13 protein-coding genes are annotated in these 16,618 nt (G+C 43.0%); 7 read left to right on the top strand and 6 right to left on the bottom strand.

The window, feature by feature from the left end; all coding sequences use genetic code 11:
* Nucleotides 1-38 precede the first annotated feature (38 nt).
* From F6K52_RS09270 to F6K52_RS09260, 3 genes are all read left to right on the top strand, one after another.
* Entirely contained in the window at nucleotides 39-1,049 is a 1,011-nt protein-coding gene (locus F6K52_RS09270; protein WP_293076657.1) for a DUF6208 family protein, read from the top strand.
* Between the two features lie 473 nt (nucleotides 1,050-1,522).
* Complete coding sequence (mnmH, locus tag F6K52_RS09265; RefSeq protein ID WP_293076656.1) at nucleotides 1,523-2,587, top strand: tRNA 2-selenouridine(34) synthase MnmH; 1,065 nt, start codon at nucleotides 1,523-1,525, stop codon at nucleotides 2,585-2,587.
* A gap of 135 nt (nucleotides 2,588-2,722) precedes the next feature.
* Complete coding sequence (locus tag F6K52_RS09260; RefSeq protein WP_293076655.1) at nucleotides 2,723-2,935, top strand: hypothetical protein; 213 nt, start codon at nucleotides 2,723-2,725, stop codon at nucleotides 2,933-2,935.
* Here F6K52_RS09260 and F6K52_RS09255 read toward each other — a convergent pair.
* Nucleotides 2,887-6,354, bottom strand: a complete 3,468-nt coding sequence (locus tag F6K52_RS09255) for a response regulator (RefSeq protein WP_293076653.1) — start codon at nucleotides 6,352-6,354, stop codon at nucleotides 2,887-2,889. The two genes, F6K52_RS09260 and F6K52_RS09255, sit on opposite strands and share 49 nt — an antisense overlap.
* Before the next feature lie 269 nt (nucleotides 6,355-6,623).
* On the opposite strand from F6K52_RS09255, the gene F6K52_RS09250 reads away from it, so the two are divergent.
* Nucleotides 6,624-7,283 (top strand): hypothetical protein, encoded by a 660-nt coding sequence (locus F6K52_RS09250; RefSeq protein WP_293076651.1) that lies wholly within the window; start codon nucleotides 6,624-6,626, stop codon nucleotides 7,281-7,283.
* A 166-nt stretch (nucleotides 7,284-7,449) separates the two neighbouring features.
* Here F6K52_RS09250 and F6K52_RS09245 read toward each other — a convergent pair whose 3' ends face one another.
* From F6K52_RS09245 to F6K52_RS09225, 5 genes are all read right to left on the bottom strand, one after another.
* Nucleotides 7,450-7,653, bottom strand: coding sequence for a hypothetical protein (locus tag F6K52_RS09245; RefSeq protein WP_293076649.1), 204 nt, complete (start codon nucleotides 7,651-7,653; stop codon nucleotides 7,450-7,452).
* 51 nt (nucleotides 7,654-7,704) lie between these two features.
* On the bottom strand, nucleotides 7,705-8,514 hold the full coding sequence (locus F6K52_RS09240) for a peptidoglycan-binding protein (protein WP_293076647.1): 810 nt from the start codon (nucleotides 8,512-8,514) through the stop codon (nucleotides 7,705-7,707).
* 133 nt (nucleotides 8,515-8,647) lie between these two features.
* Nucleotides 8,648-9,922, bottom strand: coding sequence for a pitrilysin family protein (locus tag F6K52_RS09235; RefSeq protein ID WP_293076645.1), 1,275 nt, complete (start codon nucleotides 9,920-9,922; stop codon nucleotides 8,648-8,650).
* A 281-nt stretch (nucleotides 9,923-10,203) separates the two neighbouring features.
* On the bottom strand, nucleotides 10,204-11,490 hold the full coding sequence (locus tag F6K52_RS09230; protein ID WP_293076642.1) for a pitrilysin family protein: 1,287 nt from the start codon (nucleotides 11,488-11,490) through the stop codon (nucleotides 10,204-10,206).
* Between the two features lie 88 nt (nucleotides 11,491-11,578).
* Nucleotides 11,579-13,108 (bottom strand): hypothetical protein, encoded by a 1,530-nt coding sequence (locus F6K52_RS09225; RefSeq protein ID WP_293076640.1) that lies wholly within the window; start codon nucleotides 13,106-13,108, stop codon nucleotides 11,579-11,581.
* 580 nt (nucleotides 13,109-13,688) lie between these two features.
* On the opposite strand from F6K52_RS09225, the gene F6K52_RS09220 reads away from it, so the two are divergent.
* The 3 genes from F6K52_RS09220 to F6K52_RS09210 all read left to right on the top strand — a co-directional run bounded on the left by F6K52_RS09220 (nucleotide 13,689) and on the right by F6K52_RS09210 (nucleotide 16,490).
* Nucleotides 13,689-14,984 (top strand): ATP-grasp domain-containing protein, encoded by a 1,296-nt coding sequence (locus tag F6K52_RS09220; protein ID WP_293076638.1) that lies wholly within the window; start codon nucleotides 13,689-13,691, stop codon nucleotides 14,982-14,984.
* A 234-nt stretch (nucleotides 14,985-15,218) separates the two neighbouring features.
* A complete protein-coding gene (locus F6K52_RS09215) occupies nucleotides 15,219-16,121 on the top strand; it encodes a CoA-binding protein (RefSeq protein WP_293076636.1) in 903 nt (300 codons plus the stop codon).
* A gap of 231 nt (nucleotides 16,122-16,352) precedes the next feature.
* Nucleotides 16,353-16,490 carry a hypothetical protein gene (locus tag F6K52_RS09210; RefSeq protein ID WP_293076634.1) on the top strand — a complete coding sequence of 46 codons (138 nt, stop codon included), beginning with the start codon at nucleotides 16,353-16,355 and terminating at the stop codon, nucleotides 16,488-16,490.
* The last annotated feature ends 128 nt before the right edge of the window (nucleotides 16,491-16,618 follow it).

Here is a 16,618-nt window from a genome sequence, read left to right as displayed (position 1 = left end):
ATTCAGGTACAATACTAAGGTATAGAGGTTATTTGATAATGGAAACTAAAGAAAAATTTTTATTCTTCCAACTCTGGTGGGAAATTCCACTAGCATTGTTATCTTTGATATTTTATAAAGCTGTTAAGGGACTTATACCCATTCTTTTTCAAAAGAAAACCAAAACCAATAAAAAAATAGCAGACTCAACCAAAAAAGAAGTTTATAAATGGCGATTTGTTTCTGAAGAACTGCTAAAACAGCCTCTGGTACTATCCTATATTTTAACTACTGGTCCTCGATGGAATGTCCACGCCATTATTGCCACTACAGAACCCGTTCCAGTAAAAGAATCTTTAAAAATTGACATCAGTTCTTGTGTGGCTTCAGCTCAGTCATGGAGTATAGGTATCTATAGTTTTCCTGAAGGCAAACCTGTCAAATACATAGCATCTCATGAGCCAAAATTTCAGGAACAATGGCAGGAACTAAAACTGGAACCGGGAAAATATAATTTAGGTTTAAGATATTATAATTGGTACAACGAAGTCAGTTTGCCTGCTGTTAGTGTGGATAATAATCAAGTTATCAATACTGAATCAGTTAATAGTAGCCATATTAACAATTACTTCAATTACTTGCCCAAATTAATAGCACAAGATAATATTTTTTATCGATTTCTTAATTACTATATATTCACCATTCTAGTATGCAAGAAATGGCTACCTAAAGAATGGGTTAGAAAAGAATTTTTACCTGTGGGAGACCCCAATAATGAATTTGTCTATGGAGTTATTTATAAAGGTTACTCTTTGAGTCTGACATTAAATCCATTATTACTCACTAATTATGATGTCTATTTAACCACATTTAATCGTTCTAGTCTGCCAATTTATTTTTGTCAAATTAATACTGACAAATACACAACTTCTGTGATAGAAACCGACGGTTTTTATTTAGTGCGATTGCGTCCTAAGTCAGATTTAGACAATAATTTATTTCAGCTAAATTGGATTAGTACAGAGCTTGTATCAGAAGTTTCCTGTAACCGTTCAGGGGGCGAAGTCTGATAATCTAGAAGGGGAGCAGGTCAAAGTTGTAGACCATATTAACTATAGCAATCCGATCGCGTAGCGTGGCCAAAAGGCCAATCTGATTCGTGAAATATAGTGGCCGAAGCGTTCCCGTAGCGTCGGCTACGCCGAATCGCGATAGCCTCGACTGCACCGAATCGCTATAACCCTTCCCCAGCAAGAAATTGATATTTTGCTGATGGAAAAAATGATTGAGGATTGCTATAGGTACTATCACAGCAAGCTAAAACCCATGAGGGGGCTTTAGTTTTAGTCCAAATTTTATGCATAAGTGACATGCTCCTAACCTGGGGTCTTTTAATAGGGGGAGATATCATGAAAATGCTCCTATAAAGAATTAGAAAAGAGTAGTAAATTTTAACTATTCATGATACAACAAAATTGAATTATATAGCGTTTTTCGCAGTTATGATGTACAGTATGTCACGAAACACAGAATTGAACATCGAATGCAGCGATCGCATAACTATACCCAGCAGCCAAAGAAAGAAGACTACAGTGAAATTATTGATGTGCGCTCCCCGAGTGAGTTTGCTGAGGATCATATGCCAGGTGCGATTAATCTACCTGTGCTCGATGATCAGCAACGGGCTAAGGTAGGGACTATCTATAAACAAGTGTCTTCTTTTGAAGCTCGTAAAATTGGTGCCTCTCTAGTTGCTGGCAATATCTCTCGACATCTGGAAAGTCACTTTGCTGCTAAGGATAAAAATTACCATCCCTTGGTCTATTGTTGGCGGGGTGGACAGCGTTCCCAGAGTTTGGCAGCGGTGTTAGTTCAAATTGGCTGGCAAGTTACAGTTATCGACGGGGGATACAAAACCTATCGAGCTTATGTAAGGGAAGAATTAGAACAGTTACCACAACAGTTTACTTACCGGGTATTGTGTGGACTAACCGGTAGTGGGAAAACCCTGATCTTGCGGCAACTTGCTCAGCAAGGTGTCCAGGTGCTGGATTTGGAAGAGTTAGCCAATCATCGAGGTTCCCTGCTGGGTCAAGAGTGGGAAGGTGAACCATTATCTCAACCGTCACAAAAATGGTTTGAATCCCTGCTATTGGAAAAATTGCAACGCTTTGATGTCGATAAGCCAGTATGGGTAGAAGCAGAAAGCAATAAGATTGGACAAATTTATTTGCCTCATGCAGTATGGCAAAACATGAAGGATGCTAGTTGTCTGGAAGTTGAGTTACCCCTGGCACGTCGAATTGAATGGTTGTTGCAAGAGTATCCTCACTTGGGTACTAACCCTGAGTTTTGCAAAGGTAAGCTAAAGTCTCTAAGGTCTCGCTATGGCTGGACAAAAATTAACCAGTGGTATGAGATGATTGATGGGGGTCAAGGTCATGCTTTGGTAGGAGATTTGCTTGAAACTCATTATGATCCATCTTACCGCCGCTCAATTAGTAAGTGTTATGGAAATGTAGTATCAACCTTACCGATTGTGGATTTATCAGATCAGAGTGTTCATACTTTGGTCAATAGTTTGGTGTCTTTGACGGAATTATCCTAAGGATAGTTAATCAGCAAGCCAAGATTTTATGTCCGAGTGCTTATCAAATCTAGATGATTACTTAGTGATAAAAAATAATGATATCGTGTCCGGTTGTTTCGGTTAGGTTCATAAATGATAGCGTTTATCGCAGTTATGAGGTATAGATTATTTTTTCCCTCTTCCCTGCTGCCTGCTCCCTGCTCCCTGCTGCCTGCTCCCTGCTGCCTGCTCCCTGCTCCCTGCTCCCTAAAACCCAGAGATTTGTACCTCATAGCTAGGAGAATTGCTATATTAAACAATTGGGCAACGCCAAACTATTACTCATGCAACACTTCTGCCCGTTCCCAGTCCTCTGGCACCCCATAGCTTTGATACCTTTGGCAGCGTTTGACATAGAGCATGGCTGCTTTATCCTGGGGATTGGTTTGTAAAACTGACTGAAATATCTGTTCAGCTTGGGCGAAAGCTTGCCGATGGTAGAGAAAAGCAGCTTGTTCAAAGTTACTCTTAGTTTTTCTTTTTAACTCCTTGAGTTGCGGCTGATCTTGATCAAATAGCTCAAATACTGCCACTGGTTTATTTTTTCCCTTAACTTTGACTCGATCCAGAAACCTATAACTGTACTTTTGAAACTGATTCAGGTTATAGAGGGTTTGTTGGCTAATCATAATCCCTGCACCATAAAGTTTGGTTAATCCTTCCAAGCGGGAAGCAAGATTAACTGCATCAGAAATAACCGTGCTTTCCATCCGCTTTTGTTCACCGATGGTTCCTAGCATTAAGCTACCTGTATGTAAACCAATACCGATAGTAATCGGAAGATAACCACTCTTGCACCGATGCTGATTGTAGAGCGCCACTGTTTGTTGCATCTCAAGCGCACCTTGAACCCCATCATCCGCTGACTCAGGAAAAAGTGCCATAACTCCATCTCCAATGTACTTATCAATAAAACCGTTGTGAGCGCGGATTGCTGGACTAACTCGACTCAGATAGCTATTAATAAAATTAAAATTTTCTTGAGGAGATAACTGTTCTGATAGGCTAGTAAAAGAGCGAATATCAGCAAAAAGAACAGTCATTTCTTTTTGAACATGATCCCCTAATTTAACATCAACAATACTTTCATATCCTAGGAAGCGCAAAAAATCATGGGGGACAAATTTACCATAAGCCGAGGTAATTTTAGAAAGCCGTAGATGACTTTTAATTCGGGCTAACAATTCATGTTTAGAACAAGGCTTAGTCAGATAATCATTTACCCCAAAAGTAAACCCTTCTACCAAATCGGAAACTTGATTATTGGCGGTTAACATGATCACCGGAAGTTCACTGGGCAAAAATTTCTGGCGAATTTTTGCACAAACTTCATAGCCCGTCATGCGGGGCATCATCACATCCAGTAAGATCAAGTCAGGCTGGAAGCCAGTTGAGAGCATTTCTAAAGCTTCTAAACCATTAGTGGCTGTAGCGATCGCATAGTTTTCCATGGAAAGATAATTGCTAATAACCTGGCGGTTGACTGGTTCATCGTCCACAATCAAAATTTTGATATATCCACTGTCTGCTGCTAAGGCTCCAGTAAAGTTCGGGGTTTCATTCGTCAAATCCGGAACTGGAGCGATTGATTCAATTTGCAAAAGTGCTGAGGTCTGCTGAACCTGCCTCTGAGACACTGGCAAAGTAAATGTAAACTGGGAACCAGACTTATTTTGCAATCGCTTAGGGGATCCTCCCAGGCGAAATTGTGCTTCTGGCAAGCTACGCGATCGCACATAAATTTTGCCACCGTGTAACTCGACTAACTGTCTAGTAACCGCTAATCCCAAACCCCTCCCGCCATATTTTTTAGTCCTGGAGCAATCTACTGATTCAAAGGAGTCAAAAATCCGATTTAATTTATCTGCTGGAATACCAATTCCTGTATCTGAGACAGTAATAACTAACATTGGTAACTCGTCATTGCTAACGGGTAACTTTTCAGCTGATACTTCCACCCTACCAGATTCAGTAAACTTAATAGCATTTTCGATTAAGTTATAAAAAATTTGTTGCAGCCGATTTTCGTCAGCATCGACCAAGGGCAGATCAGCAGGAATTGAGTTAATTAACTTCAAAGATTTTTCCCCAATTAGAGAGTTGGAATGTCCAAGGACGAGATTAACTATTTCTCGCAGACTGACTGGCTTAATTTCAAGTTCAAGATGTTTGTGTTTTAGCTTCGAAAAATCCAGGAGATCGTTGACTAAATTCCCTAGTCTTTTTCCACTAGATGCAATGATGGCAAGATTAGCGTTTGCTTTGGAGGGCAATTGTCCTGCAACACCATCGATCAGGGATTCAGCAATGCTGATCATGCCATTGAGGGGGGTGCGGAGTTCTTGGGAAGTATTGGCTAAAAATTCGTTTTTCAGTTGATCGAGGTGCTGCAATTCAGTATTCTTGGCTTCTAGGGTGGCAAAGGACTCTTGCAATTGTCTTGCCATGTTATTAAATGCCTTAACCAAAACCCCAAGCTCATCGGAGCGCTCCTGGTTGACAATTTGGTCAAATTGTCCCTTCTCTAGAGCAATGGCTGCATCCTTCAGTTGGAGGATAGGCCGGACAACCCAACGGGATGTAACGATTCCAACTTCTGTTGCCAGTAACAATGCTACTAGGCATAAGGCAATAGTAGTGCGGGTATGGGCGTGGATTTGTTCGATGAAATCCCCTTCTGGCACGACTACCACAATCAACCAATCCAAGCCAAACTCATCTTGAAACGGCTGTATTTGTACAAATTTTCGTTTACCGTCAACAGCAAATTCCCATTGCTGTAAACGTTGAATTGGTTGTTTTTGATTCAGCTTGGTTGATAAATATTGAGCCGTAGCTTTAGTGAAAGCATTACTACTATCCGTTGCTTTAACTCGTTCGGCTCCGTAGTCTTTGTGAGTAGTGTGAAAAGGCTTCTCACCGGTAGAGGTTGCCACGAGCATTCCCGAACGTTCAATGATAAAAACTTGTCCAGTTTTGCCAACCTTTAGACTGCCTAAAAAATTGCCGATTTGTGATAAATTTATATTGGTTAGGAGTACCCCCTGCAATTGATCCTGTTTGTCGTAAAATGGCATTGATGCACCGAGATAGGCAGTTATCCCAGCAGTATTGGGGTAAATTTCACTCCAAGTTGAGCGACCAGCTTTGACAGCAGTTCTATACCATGGTCGAGTGCGCGGATCAAATTTAATACTGTCTAGGATTTTCTGACGCTTCTTGATGCAGTCACTCATGGGAATTTCCCCCAAGACCGCGCTACATCGCTCCCCAGATTCGTTAGTAGAATAGGAGTAAAAAATATGATTGCTAGCTTTGCTGGAAACTCTTAGTATCAGTGTACCATCATCTAATCGTTCTGCTCCTAGGTTGTCTTTATTCTCTAAGCCTAATCCAGTAAATGTCAGGGTATTAAAGATCTGAAGCTGCCGCCAAAAGTAACGCTCTAATTGAGGAATATCTTGCAAATTCAATTGACCTAGATTGATGGCAGTGGCATTAATATGATTTACTACATGAGGAATGGTTAGGTAAGATTCCAAATTCTGCTCAACCCGAGCATTGACTTCTTCAAGCAGTTGAGTAGCAACATCATTAACCGCTCTCTTGCTGTTTCTATAGGACAGATATCCCACAAGTCCCACAGCTGCGAAGATTTGCAGGACAAATGGTATGACCAAGATCAGGCGAAGGGGAACTTTCCCAGAAACCTTGGAAACCCCTTGGGCTAAAGATTTGAATATCATTTGCTTGTGCCATCCTGCTTGACTGACAAATCGCATTTGAGTTACATTTACAGAGTTCCCAGAAATCTAGAAAAAGTAGCGTTAGCACCCCTTGACTGAAGTAAAGGGGCTTAAAGTCCTTTATTTTCTGATGCCTGAATGCTTAGAAAGGACTTCATAAATCTTTATCTGGAGTATCCCTTGTTTTGTTACCAAATTCTCGTGAGCGGAGTATAATATGGTTATTTTGCCATTAACACTAACGTGATTTTTGGTTTGGGGGCATCAACATGGTTAGTTTAAAAGGGTTATCAGTGGCTACAGTTACCGTGGTTTTGAGCAGTTGCTTAATTCCTGGAAAAGCGTTAGCTAGTCGTCTTGATTTCACAGCTGAAGCGATTGGGAGCTCAACTCCTTCAACAATACTAAATGCCAGTATTGGTCAAACCCTACAAAACGGCGATTTTACGATAGAAAGGACTGGGGATAACACTACCCTTGGTAATGGGATTGATGAAGATACCAGTTGGAGCTTTGATTTTTCTGACTTGGCAACATCAATAAATGACTTATTGCAAGCGAAACTAATTTTAGACCTGACACCAAACAATGCCCTGATTACTACCGATGTATTTGGGATCAGAGGATTGGATACTATTATTATTGATCTGATCCGCAATCTCCCAGTACGAACTAAGCAATCGGTGTCTTTAAATTTACTGGAATTTTACGACTCAGGAGAAATCGAGAACGTATTTAATGCTAATGGTGGCAAAATTCCGGTATTTTATGGAGATGATGCCATTGTATCTCGTGCTGAGCTCTCATTGTCTACAAGTGAAAGAGTTCCCGAACCTACTGCTACCCTAGGAATTTTAGCTTTGGGAGCTTTAGGAATTAGTTCCCTATTGAAGCACGAACTCAAACAGCAGAAACAAGCAAAGCAGTAATATCAATCAAGCATGATAAGTAGTCAACCGGACACGATATAACGACAAATATAACTAATGTGTTGTTGACGGTTGATTAGTGAACTGTTAACTGTTAACTTTTCACTTTCAATCGTCAACCATGGCCTTAAGGCCGTAGGCCACGCTGCGCGATTAGCCCTTTGGGCTACGCTGCGCGAACGGCCACGCGATCGCTGAAAGCGGGACTTCGTCCATCGCGTTCAACAAAAATTTGGAGTTGCTGAATCGTTGAATGAATAGGAGTAGAGTGGGCATCCTGCCCGCTCGGAAATAAGCATGAAACTGGCAAGATGCCAGTTCCACCAAGATGCCAGTTCCACCAAGATGCCCATTCCACCAAGATGCCCATTCCACAAAGCTCTTAAAATCATTGCATTATTCAGCAACGCCAAAAATTTCATCAACGTAGCAAAGCATTCCAAGTAGCAGGACCAACAATGCCATCAGATTCTAGTTTGAACTTGCGCTGAGCCGCTTGTACTGCGGCTTTTGTAACCTCTCCAAATACCCCATCCACTGTGGCTTTTAAAAAACCAAGAGATTTCAGTCGCCTCTGCAATTGCTGAACTGCTGGACCACGCATACCTTGTCGGAGAATTGGTAAAGTTATAGCGCTAGGCTTATTTCTCTCGACAATAACCGGATTGCCTGTTGTGGTAGTGCGATTACCAAAGCCAGTGGTACTTGCTGGGGAGGAAGGGTTGGGAGGAGTTGTGGTGCTTTGGGTAATAGCTTGTGTGATGGAAGGCCTAGGAAACGATGAAGCTGAGATGCCATCAGAGGTGGTTGGTGGTGTTCTACTTGCTGAGGGTAAGGGATTTGAAGTAGAGGTTGAGGATGTTGGATTGGGTGGGATGCTCGGAAACAGAAGACTCCATTCAGCAGCTCCCATGATGCCATGGGGAGTTAAACCCGCTTGTTGTTGGAGCTTGGAGACAGCGATCGCAGTATTATCTCCATAAAACCCATTTACCTCTCCTGTGTAATACCCCAATAATTTAAGCACTGCTTGTAATTCAGATACTCTTTCCCCCTCACTACCAATGTCGAGAGTTGGTCGGTTGATTTTGACTGAGGTAATTGCTTGAGCCAGTTTTGGGACAACGGCATTGGCTTCAAGGGCAACTGCTGGCAAATTCCCTAAGCTAAGGGCTACTGATCCAAAGATAGTTATACCGATAATGCTGTTAGTGGTGTCTATAGAATCCATATCTTTAGAGCTAATTAAATCTTGTCACGACTTAATTTAACTTTATCGATTCAAGAGGATTTATTGACAACAATAGATTGAGGTCTCCCCCGTGTTTTAACCAGAGGAGACCTCAAGTTTTTGCTTTGCTCTGTTAACCAAGGAAGTTGATTGCAACAGCGGGTCCGACTAGAGAAATATAAGGTTCAATGAAATAGCGATTAGCTGCTGTTTGAGCCATCTCTGGAGTAACCTTTGTCACATCTTGTTGAAACAGGGTATCAAACTCAACTCCTAGCCCGATGGTCTCATACCAGCCATAGACTTGAGCTAGCTGACCATTGGTTTGTTTACCTAGTGCATACTGACCAAGAAGCTTATTTTTGGCAACTTGCAATTCATCCTGACTCAGTTGTTGAGAACAAAGACGTTCTACTTCGGTAACCAGACCAACCAGGGCAGTTTCTGTATTTTCCGGTGCTGTCCCCATGTAGGCTATAAACGTAGAAGCCGACTGGCGTGTCGGGAATAATGCTGAGACATCATAGGCTAAACCCCGCTTTTCTCTGAGTTCTACAAACAAGCGGCTAGAAAGACCATTCCCCAGGTAGGTATTGAGGAGTTTGAGGGTAGCAAAGTCAGCCTCTTGTATGGCTGAGGTAAGATAACCCAGCATCACAATCGACTGCTGCGTCTCTTGGGCAGTAGTCACTTGGCAGGGTTTTGCAATCGGGGAGGGTAAGGAGGGTTTGCTCAGGGGTGTATCGGGAACTTGCCAATCCCCAAACACTTGCTCCACCTGCTTAATCGCATCTTCTGAGTTAATACGACCTGCAATACTAATTATGAGGTTATCAGGGCGGAAATAACTCTGATGATAGTGTTCTAAGTCAGCTCGACCCAGTGTAGATACCGTAGCTTCTTCTCCCAACACCGAAAAGCCGTAGGGATGGTCTTGATACATTGCCTGTCGCAATTGCTTATAGGCAATGTTAAAGGGTTGCTCCTGTTGGGCACGAATAGTTTGAATAGTTAGGTACTTCTCTAGGTCTACCTCAGCATCTGGGAAACTAGGCGATCGCAAAATCTGTCCTGCTAGCTGTAACATTTCAAACCAGTCAGCTGCAACGGTTTTCAGGGAGAGTAGAAAATAATCGTTAGCTGCATCAGCACCAAGTTGAGCCCCCATAGACTCCACTCGTTCGGCAATGTCTATGGAGGATAATTCTTGGGTTCCCTTGGTGATAACTGCTGAGACCAGGTGAGATAGCCCAGCTTGGTTTGATGGATCGCACTGACTACCTGCCCGAAGAAATAGACGGCTGGCAATGATATCAGCAGCAGCATTTTCAACTACAATTACCACGATGCCATTATCTAGCACTGTGCGATGGATATTCTGTTGTTGCTTTAGTGTGATATTAGGCATGATAGTCTTAAGTCTTAGGCTCGATAGTCTTAGGTTTTAGGCAATTTTCAATTTTCAAAATTTCAATGCACGAATTTGTACTTTTACTACATGCCTTTGTGAAGAGTTACCACCTTTAATTAGTTTTAATTAGTTTTAATTAGTTACGATAAAAGCTATCCTGTTGAGGATTATGATAGCTCAGGCGATAGGTATAAAGATACAGTATCAGCTAATAAGTACATTACGTCTGAAGATGTCAGCTTTTGAATCTAACAATGAGTGACGATTTAAGCTATACTTTAATCTATACTGTTGAGTATTGTGATAGCATAGCGATGGGGAGAAAGATACCGCTGCGCTAATTGCATTACGTCATTAGCTGTTAGCTTTTGAATTTCAATCGGATAATTATAGGCTGCTTGTGCTGTAGCAATAGTGCTGTAGTAACCATACAAACCAGCAAGTTGACCAGCAGATTCTGTGGAAAAAATATAGTCGTTATAGAGCTGACGTTGACAACGTTTGAGTTCTGTGGTTGACACTGGTGTCTGTTGCAATTGCCACAGGTGTTCCCTAATTATTGCTTCTACCTGTTCCAGGTACTCGGGTTCTAGGTAGGCCGTAATAGTAAACAAACTCGAATCACGCTGTAAAGAGAAGCTACTACCAATGTCTTGCACTAATTGTTTCTCTTCCCTTAATTCTCTTACCAAGCGAGAAGAGCGTCCATCAGCCAGAAGCACAGAGAGTAAATCCAAACCACAAGCATCCCCAAGCTCATCTATCCCTGGTCCGTGCCAAGCCATCAATAGACGTGCGTGTTCCAGGCGAGGCAAGTTTAGTTCCTGACGCCTAATTCCGATAAATGGTGCTTCAGCCATCACCTCTGGTTTAGGACAATCACTGGGGGAAGCAAAATCTTGAAATGACTGGTTAACTATAGTTAATGCTGATTCTTGGTCAATATCACCTACAATCACCACAGTCATATTTTCTGGCTGGTAATGGCATTGGTGGAAACAGCGCATTTGTTGGGGAGAGTGAGCCATCAAATCCGCTTCAGTACCCAGAATCGGTCTGCCATAGGGGTGACGTTGGTAAACGCTCTCAGAAAGAGCCTGAAATCCCACCCAATCAGGATTATCGTAGCTGCCACGAATTTCTTCTAACACCACACACCGTTCCCGGACAAATTCTTCTTCAGGAATAGCAGGATGCAAGAGTAATTCTGCCAAGGGAGGCAGGGTGTGTTTTAAGTACTCAGAAGCACTGGTTACGAAAAAATGAGCAAAGTCATGGCTAGTAGCGGCATTCGTTACACCACCGTGGCTTTCAATCACATAGTCAAACACACCAGGAGCAATGGTCTCGGTGCCTTTAAAAATCATGTGTTCCAAGAAGTGAGCCATGCCATACCATTCCTCTGGTTCTGCGATCGCACCAGCACCAACCCACACATCGGCCACTACTACTGGTGTAGCGCTTAGGTATTGATGAATGACATTCAAGCCATTTGTCAGTTTGAAAACACTAGCAGGAAACTTTACTTGAGGTAGGGGCTCAGATAACAATGCTTCTAATCTCAATGTGTAACTTCTTTCATGATATTACTTAAGGTTAATTTAGGTTAACCCAGTGTTAAAGATTATGTTTGCTACTTCACAGTTCTCCTAACTAAGTGCCAGGATTGTGTACCTGAATCAGAGCTCCATCAGCGGTATAGATTTCCATAGGAATATCGGAATTATAGCTAATCCCTTTGAGGGCATCTTCTAAAGTCAATACGTGATTGACGATGCCAGCGTGAGCCTCTACATCACCTCTGACTTGAGCCGTAATGGCTGTTTGTCTGACCTGATACATATAAGTAGGTGTTAATTCTACTTTAATCAGACTTTCATCAATGGTGTAATTACAAACTCGAGTTTCCCCAGTACAGATTTGTTCAAGATCACCACCAATTTGTTTTAACTTTACCTGCAACTGCAACTTGCTTTGAACTGCCTTAAGGGCGTTTTGATAAGGCTCAATTAAAGACTGTGCATTTTTGTGGTAGTATGTGGAGTTGGGAACTTGCTTCACGTAAGTTAAAGCGTTGCGCCAATGAATCGCAGCCACCGACCATTGCTGCTTTCCCTGAGCTTTTTGAGCTAACTGAGCCAAACGTAGTCCCTGATTGTAGGCGTTGGTAGCAATTTTTTCTTGGGTTTTGCGATCGCGCGCCCTGGCCAGATTGGTTTTATAGAATTCCTGCAGTCGTTGCTTGTCCTCTTCAACCGTTGTTGCTTTAGGAATTTGGTTGAGACGGTCTAATGCGGTTTTCCAAGTACTATAGACTAGTTGCCATTCCTCTAAAGTCTGGGCTACACCCTGGCGAGCTTGGGCAATCTGAGCCGCTTTCTTCGCCGCTTTCATAATTTGATTAGCCTGTCTTTCTTTGACTAATCGCCGATTAACTTCGTCTAAATTGACCTTATATAGCTTAATTTTTTGTTGCGCTATAGCATTAAGGCTACTCTCCTTAGGCATTTGTTCAAGGCGGGCAATTGCCTCTCGCCACAGTTTTTGAATTGCTATCCACTTTGATGCCTTATGGGGAGGATTTTTCCCTTTATGACCTGCCCTTGCTGCCATTTGCATGGCTGTCACTAACTGATCTAGGTCTTTACCTCTAACTTGATAGGCTTGGAGCAACTCTTGTGCTGTTTCATGCTTCATTGACCAAAACGGAATTGCTTTGAGTCCTTCAATCGCTGTCTTTAATTGCTTCTGAGCTTCGAGAATGTCCTTTCCCGATTTGGGTGTTTTCAGGGTGTCTGCTGACTTTTTACTCAATAGCTGAGCTTCATTCAGTACAGTACAAGACCCAAATACGCAGGGACGGGTAAAAACATAAAAGCCGCCGGTTAAAAATACTAGACCTAATCCCATGCCCACCACCACCAACAAAAGAAACGTACTTTTAGAATTTCCTTCATGGGGTTGTAGTGTTTCAGAGAATGGCTCATCGGTTTGAGCCTCGGGATCAGAAAGTGGTTCGTCCCAAGGGTGGGCTGCAACGTCAGAATCCATTGATTGATTGTTGCTTTGGTTAGACTCAGGGGTGAACTGGTTAGAATCCATTGCCTGTAGCAGGAGGAAAGCCAGGAATACCAAAAAGCGGTGCAGCGCGGTCTTGGGGGTTTCCCCCATGAGCGACTGCATCAAGACAAGGTACCTAATCATAACCCAAAATATCCTCCTATGCTTCCAGTAGTTAGGCAGGAATTGGTGAGATATTAAGGCAACAGTGAAGAATTATAGCGGTTAGGCGGGAATTATGAAGAATCAAAGAAGCAAGGACCTACACAGTCATCTTTGATTGCTTCTAGACTGGCAACCTCACCATTAGCATTCCTAGATCGACACTTATCTAGAACCATCAACGAACAGGTGCCCTGATCTGGCTGCGGCGGTGATCTGGAGTTATCAACTATTGACTTCTATCATGGATTAATAACTCAGCGATGCAGAGGTGCGCTTGACCCGTAATTAAATTACGGGTCAAGCGCACCATTACCTTCACGCGGGGGTTTCCCCCATGAGCGACTGCATCAAGACAGCGATCGATACCTGCTTCCCTTCTACCTATCCTACCTAGGGGCTACTCGGGGAAGAATTTTCCTGTTTTCAATAACCAATTTAAGGCCGCTTCAGCTGGTAGACACTTTCACCGAAGTGTTTCTAAGGCATTGACCAAGTGGCAAAAGATTTGAAACGTCGTGCTTAGGATTGTTGGCAAATCATGCATCTGTTAGAATACCAGGCTAAAGAATTATTCCGTGAGATTGGCATTCCGGTTTTGCCTGCTCAACGCATTGACCATCCTACCGACATCAAGGGATTACAGATTCCCTATCCGGTGGTGCTCAAATCTCAAGTATCTACTTATGGAGATAACCCAGCTCGTCGGATCCGGTGTGTAGAAAATACCATTGATGCGATCGCAGCAGCTAGGGCAATTTTCAAACTCCCGATTCTGGGTAAGCATCCTCAAGTACTGCTAGCAGAATCCCGTTACAATGCTGAACAAGAATTTTATCTAGCCGTGTTCCTAGACTACAACTTGGCCCGTCCTGTGCTACTGGGTTCTTCCCAAGGGCGTATGGACACCAAAACCTTGATCAGCGATATGCAAAAGGTTGTGGTCGAGCAAAACTTTTCACCCTTCTATGGGCGGCGTCTTGCCATCAAAATGGGACTTCATGGTAATCTGATTGAGTCAGTGAGTGGGATTATTAATAAAATGTACCAACTTTTTGTCCAAAAAGATTTGGACATACTGGAAATTAATCCCCTCGGTGTTAGCCCGACTGGTGAACTCATGGCTCTTGATGGCAGGATTGCTATCAACGACAAGGCTCTGAGACGTCATCAGGATTTGATCAACTTGACATCGACCATGGCTGAGAGCGGGTCTTACCAAGACATGCCCACTAACTCAAGCCATAATTTCAACGGTCGTGATCTCAACGGCAACATCGGGATTATCTGCAACAGCATGTGTCTAGCTGCAACAACAGTTGATATGGTATACCAAGCAAATGGTAAACCAAGACAGTGTCATCTGGTTCCAACGATCAACTCTAACCAATACTGGCCAATAACTCCTGGTGCGATAGAGGAACTGCAAGAGGCTTTACGAAAACTAACCACATCTGAAGGGATTAAAGTGGTCTTAGTGAATATCTTGAGCAATAGGGCTACCAGTAATGCCGCAGCTGAGATGATTGCCAACTATCTACTGTCTCAAAGAGGGGAAACACCTGTACTCAATTCAGAGAACCAGGAGCAAAATTCCACTAGTCATCCCCTTCGCTCCCTCCACCAAGACCTGTTATCTAAAGGCAAATCTCCTCGTTCAGCCTCTGGGATTGAGAGACCTCACCTTGTGATCCGTTTAGTTGGGACAAATTTTCACTCGATTCAACAGCGTTTGGCTCAGCTCCCGGTACACTTTACAGACAACTTAGATGAGGCAGTCAATGAAGCTGTATCTCTTGCCAGAAAGGGGTCACGACGTCCTAACCTAGTCATATAGCTGAGTGCGTCAGTGCTCAGTTACAATTCTTTGTCTTGATGCAGTCGCTCATGGTTTGGGTTCTGTGTGCGGAACCTGCGTCCGCACCTTGTAAGCCCCGTGGAAACCCCCGCAGGTCGGCGCTGCATCGCTTGTTCCTTATCCTTTTTGATTAGCTAGAGTCTTCTGGCAACTAAAAATGATTAATGATCATTGATCATTGACAAACTACAAAAGAATAAGGATCAATCACCAATGAACTTGAGTACCGATAGCAAAGTGTTAGTACAAGGAATTACACAACCTCTAGGTTTGTACTACGCTGCCCGAATGAAAGCCTATGGCACCAATATAGTAGCTGGAGTTAGCACTGGTCAGGGAGGGCAAACCTTACATGGCATTCCTGTATTTGATTTAGTAGAGCAGGCTTGCCATTATGTCGATGCTGTGGACACAACCATTATTTTTGAAGAATCTTACCAGGTAAAGGATGTTGCCTTGGAAGCGATAGATGCTGGGATAGGGCAAATTATTCTAGTTACTGGTGGTATTCCTCCCTTGGATATGGTTGAGTTACTAGCTATTGCCCAAGCTACTAAGACAATTATTCTTGGTCCGAGCAGTTCTGGGATTATTGTTCCAGGAAAAGTTTTGCTAGGGACTCACGAGGGTGAATTTTACACCCCTGGCTCAGTGGGATTAATTACCCGTGGTAGTTATCTGATCTACGAAGTGGCTTTAGGCTTAACTCAAGCTAACCTAGGACAGTCAATCGCTATTAACCTTGGCAGTGAAGCAATTGTTGGTTCTTCATTTAGCCATTGGCTAGAGGTTTTGGAAAAAGATAAAGCTACAAACGTTATTGTCCTAGTTGATCAGACTGGTGGCGGCTACGAAGACGTGGCCGCCGCCGCGTATATAGCCCAGGAAATCCATAAACCAGTGATTTCCTACATTGCGGGACGCTATACACCAGAGACACAACTAATTTATAACCCTAGTGCATTGGCTTTGACTCACCTACCAGAGGCTATGAGTAATAGGACTAAAATGTCTACGGCACAGGAAAAAGTGGCAGTATTTAAGCAAGGGAGAATCCCAGTAGCTGAACGCCCTTCCCAAATTCCGATCTTGGTTCAAAAGGCTCTCGACCATTGACAAGAATTGATTGGTCACTCCATCACCCATTGGTCGGATTTATAGCGCTACGCGCAAGTAAGAAATCAGAAGTCAGAAGTCAGAAGTCAGAAGTCAGAAGTCAGAAGTCAGAAGTAAGCTAGACTCACGTTTCGGAGTTTAGGAGCGATGCCTCAGGTGCGACCCGTGGCGAATTAAATTCGCCTAGCGATGCAGCGCCTTCATGCGGGGGTTTCCACGGGGCTTACAGCGATGCAGCGCGGTCTTGGGGGTTTCCCCCATGAGCGACTGCATCAAGACAGGTGCGGAAGCAAGTTCCGCACACAGAACCCAAACCATGAGCGACTGCATCAAGACAGTGACATCTGGAATGTGGGTTATAACCTGTAACCTACAACCTAAAGCATGTAACTAAAAACATACAACTTGTAATATACAACCTATAACCTACAACCTGTAACCTGGTTGAGCCTAGTTTTTTGCAAAGTATCGTTAAGTGGCCTGGAATTTAGTTGAGA

Source organism: Moorena sp. SIO3H5, assembly GCF_010692395.1.
GTDB lineage: Bacteria > Cyanobacteriota > Cyanobacteriia > Cyanobacteriales > Coleofasciculaceae > Moorena.
The sequence above is the reverse complement of the archived record's forward strand: the minus strand, read 5'-3'. Positions and strand labels throughout refer to the sequence as shown.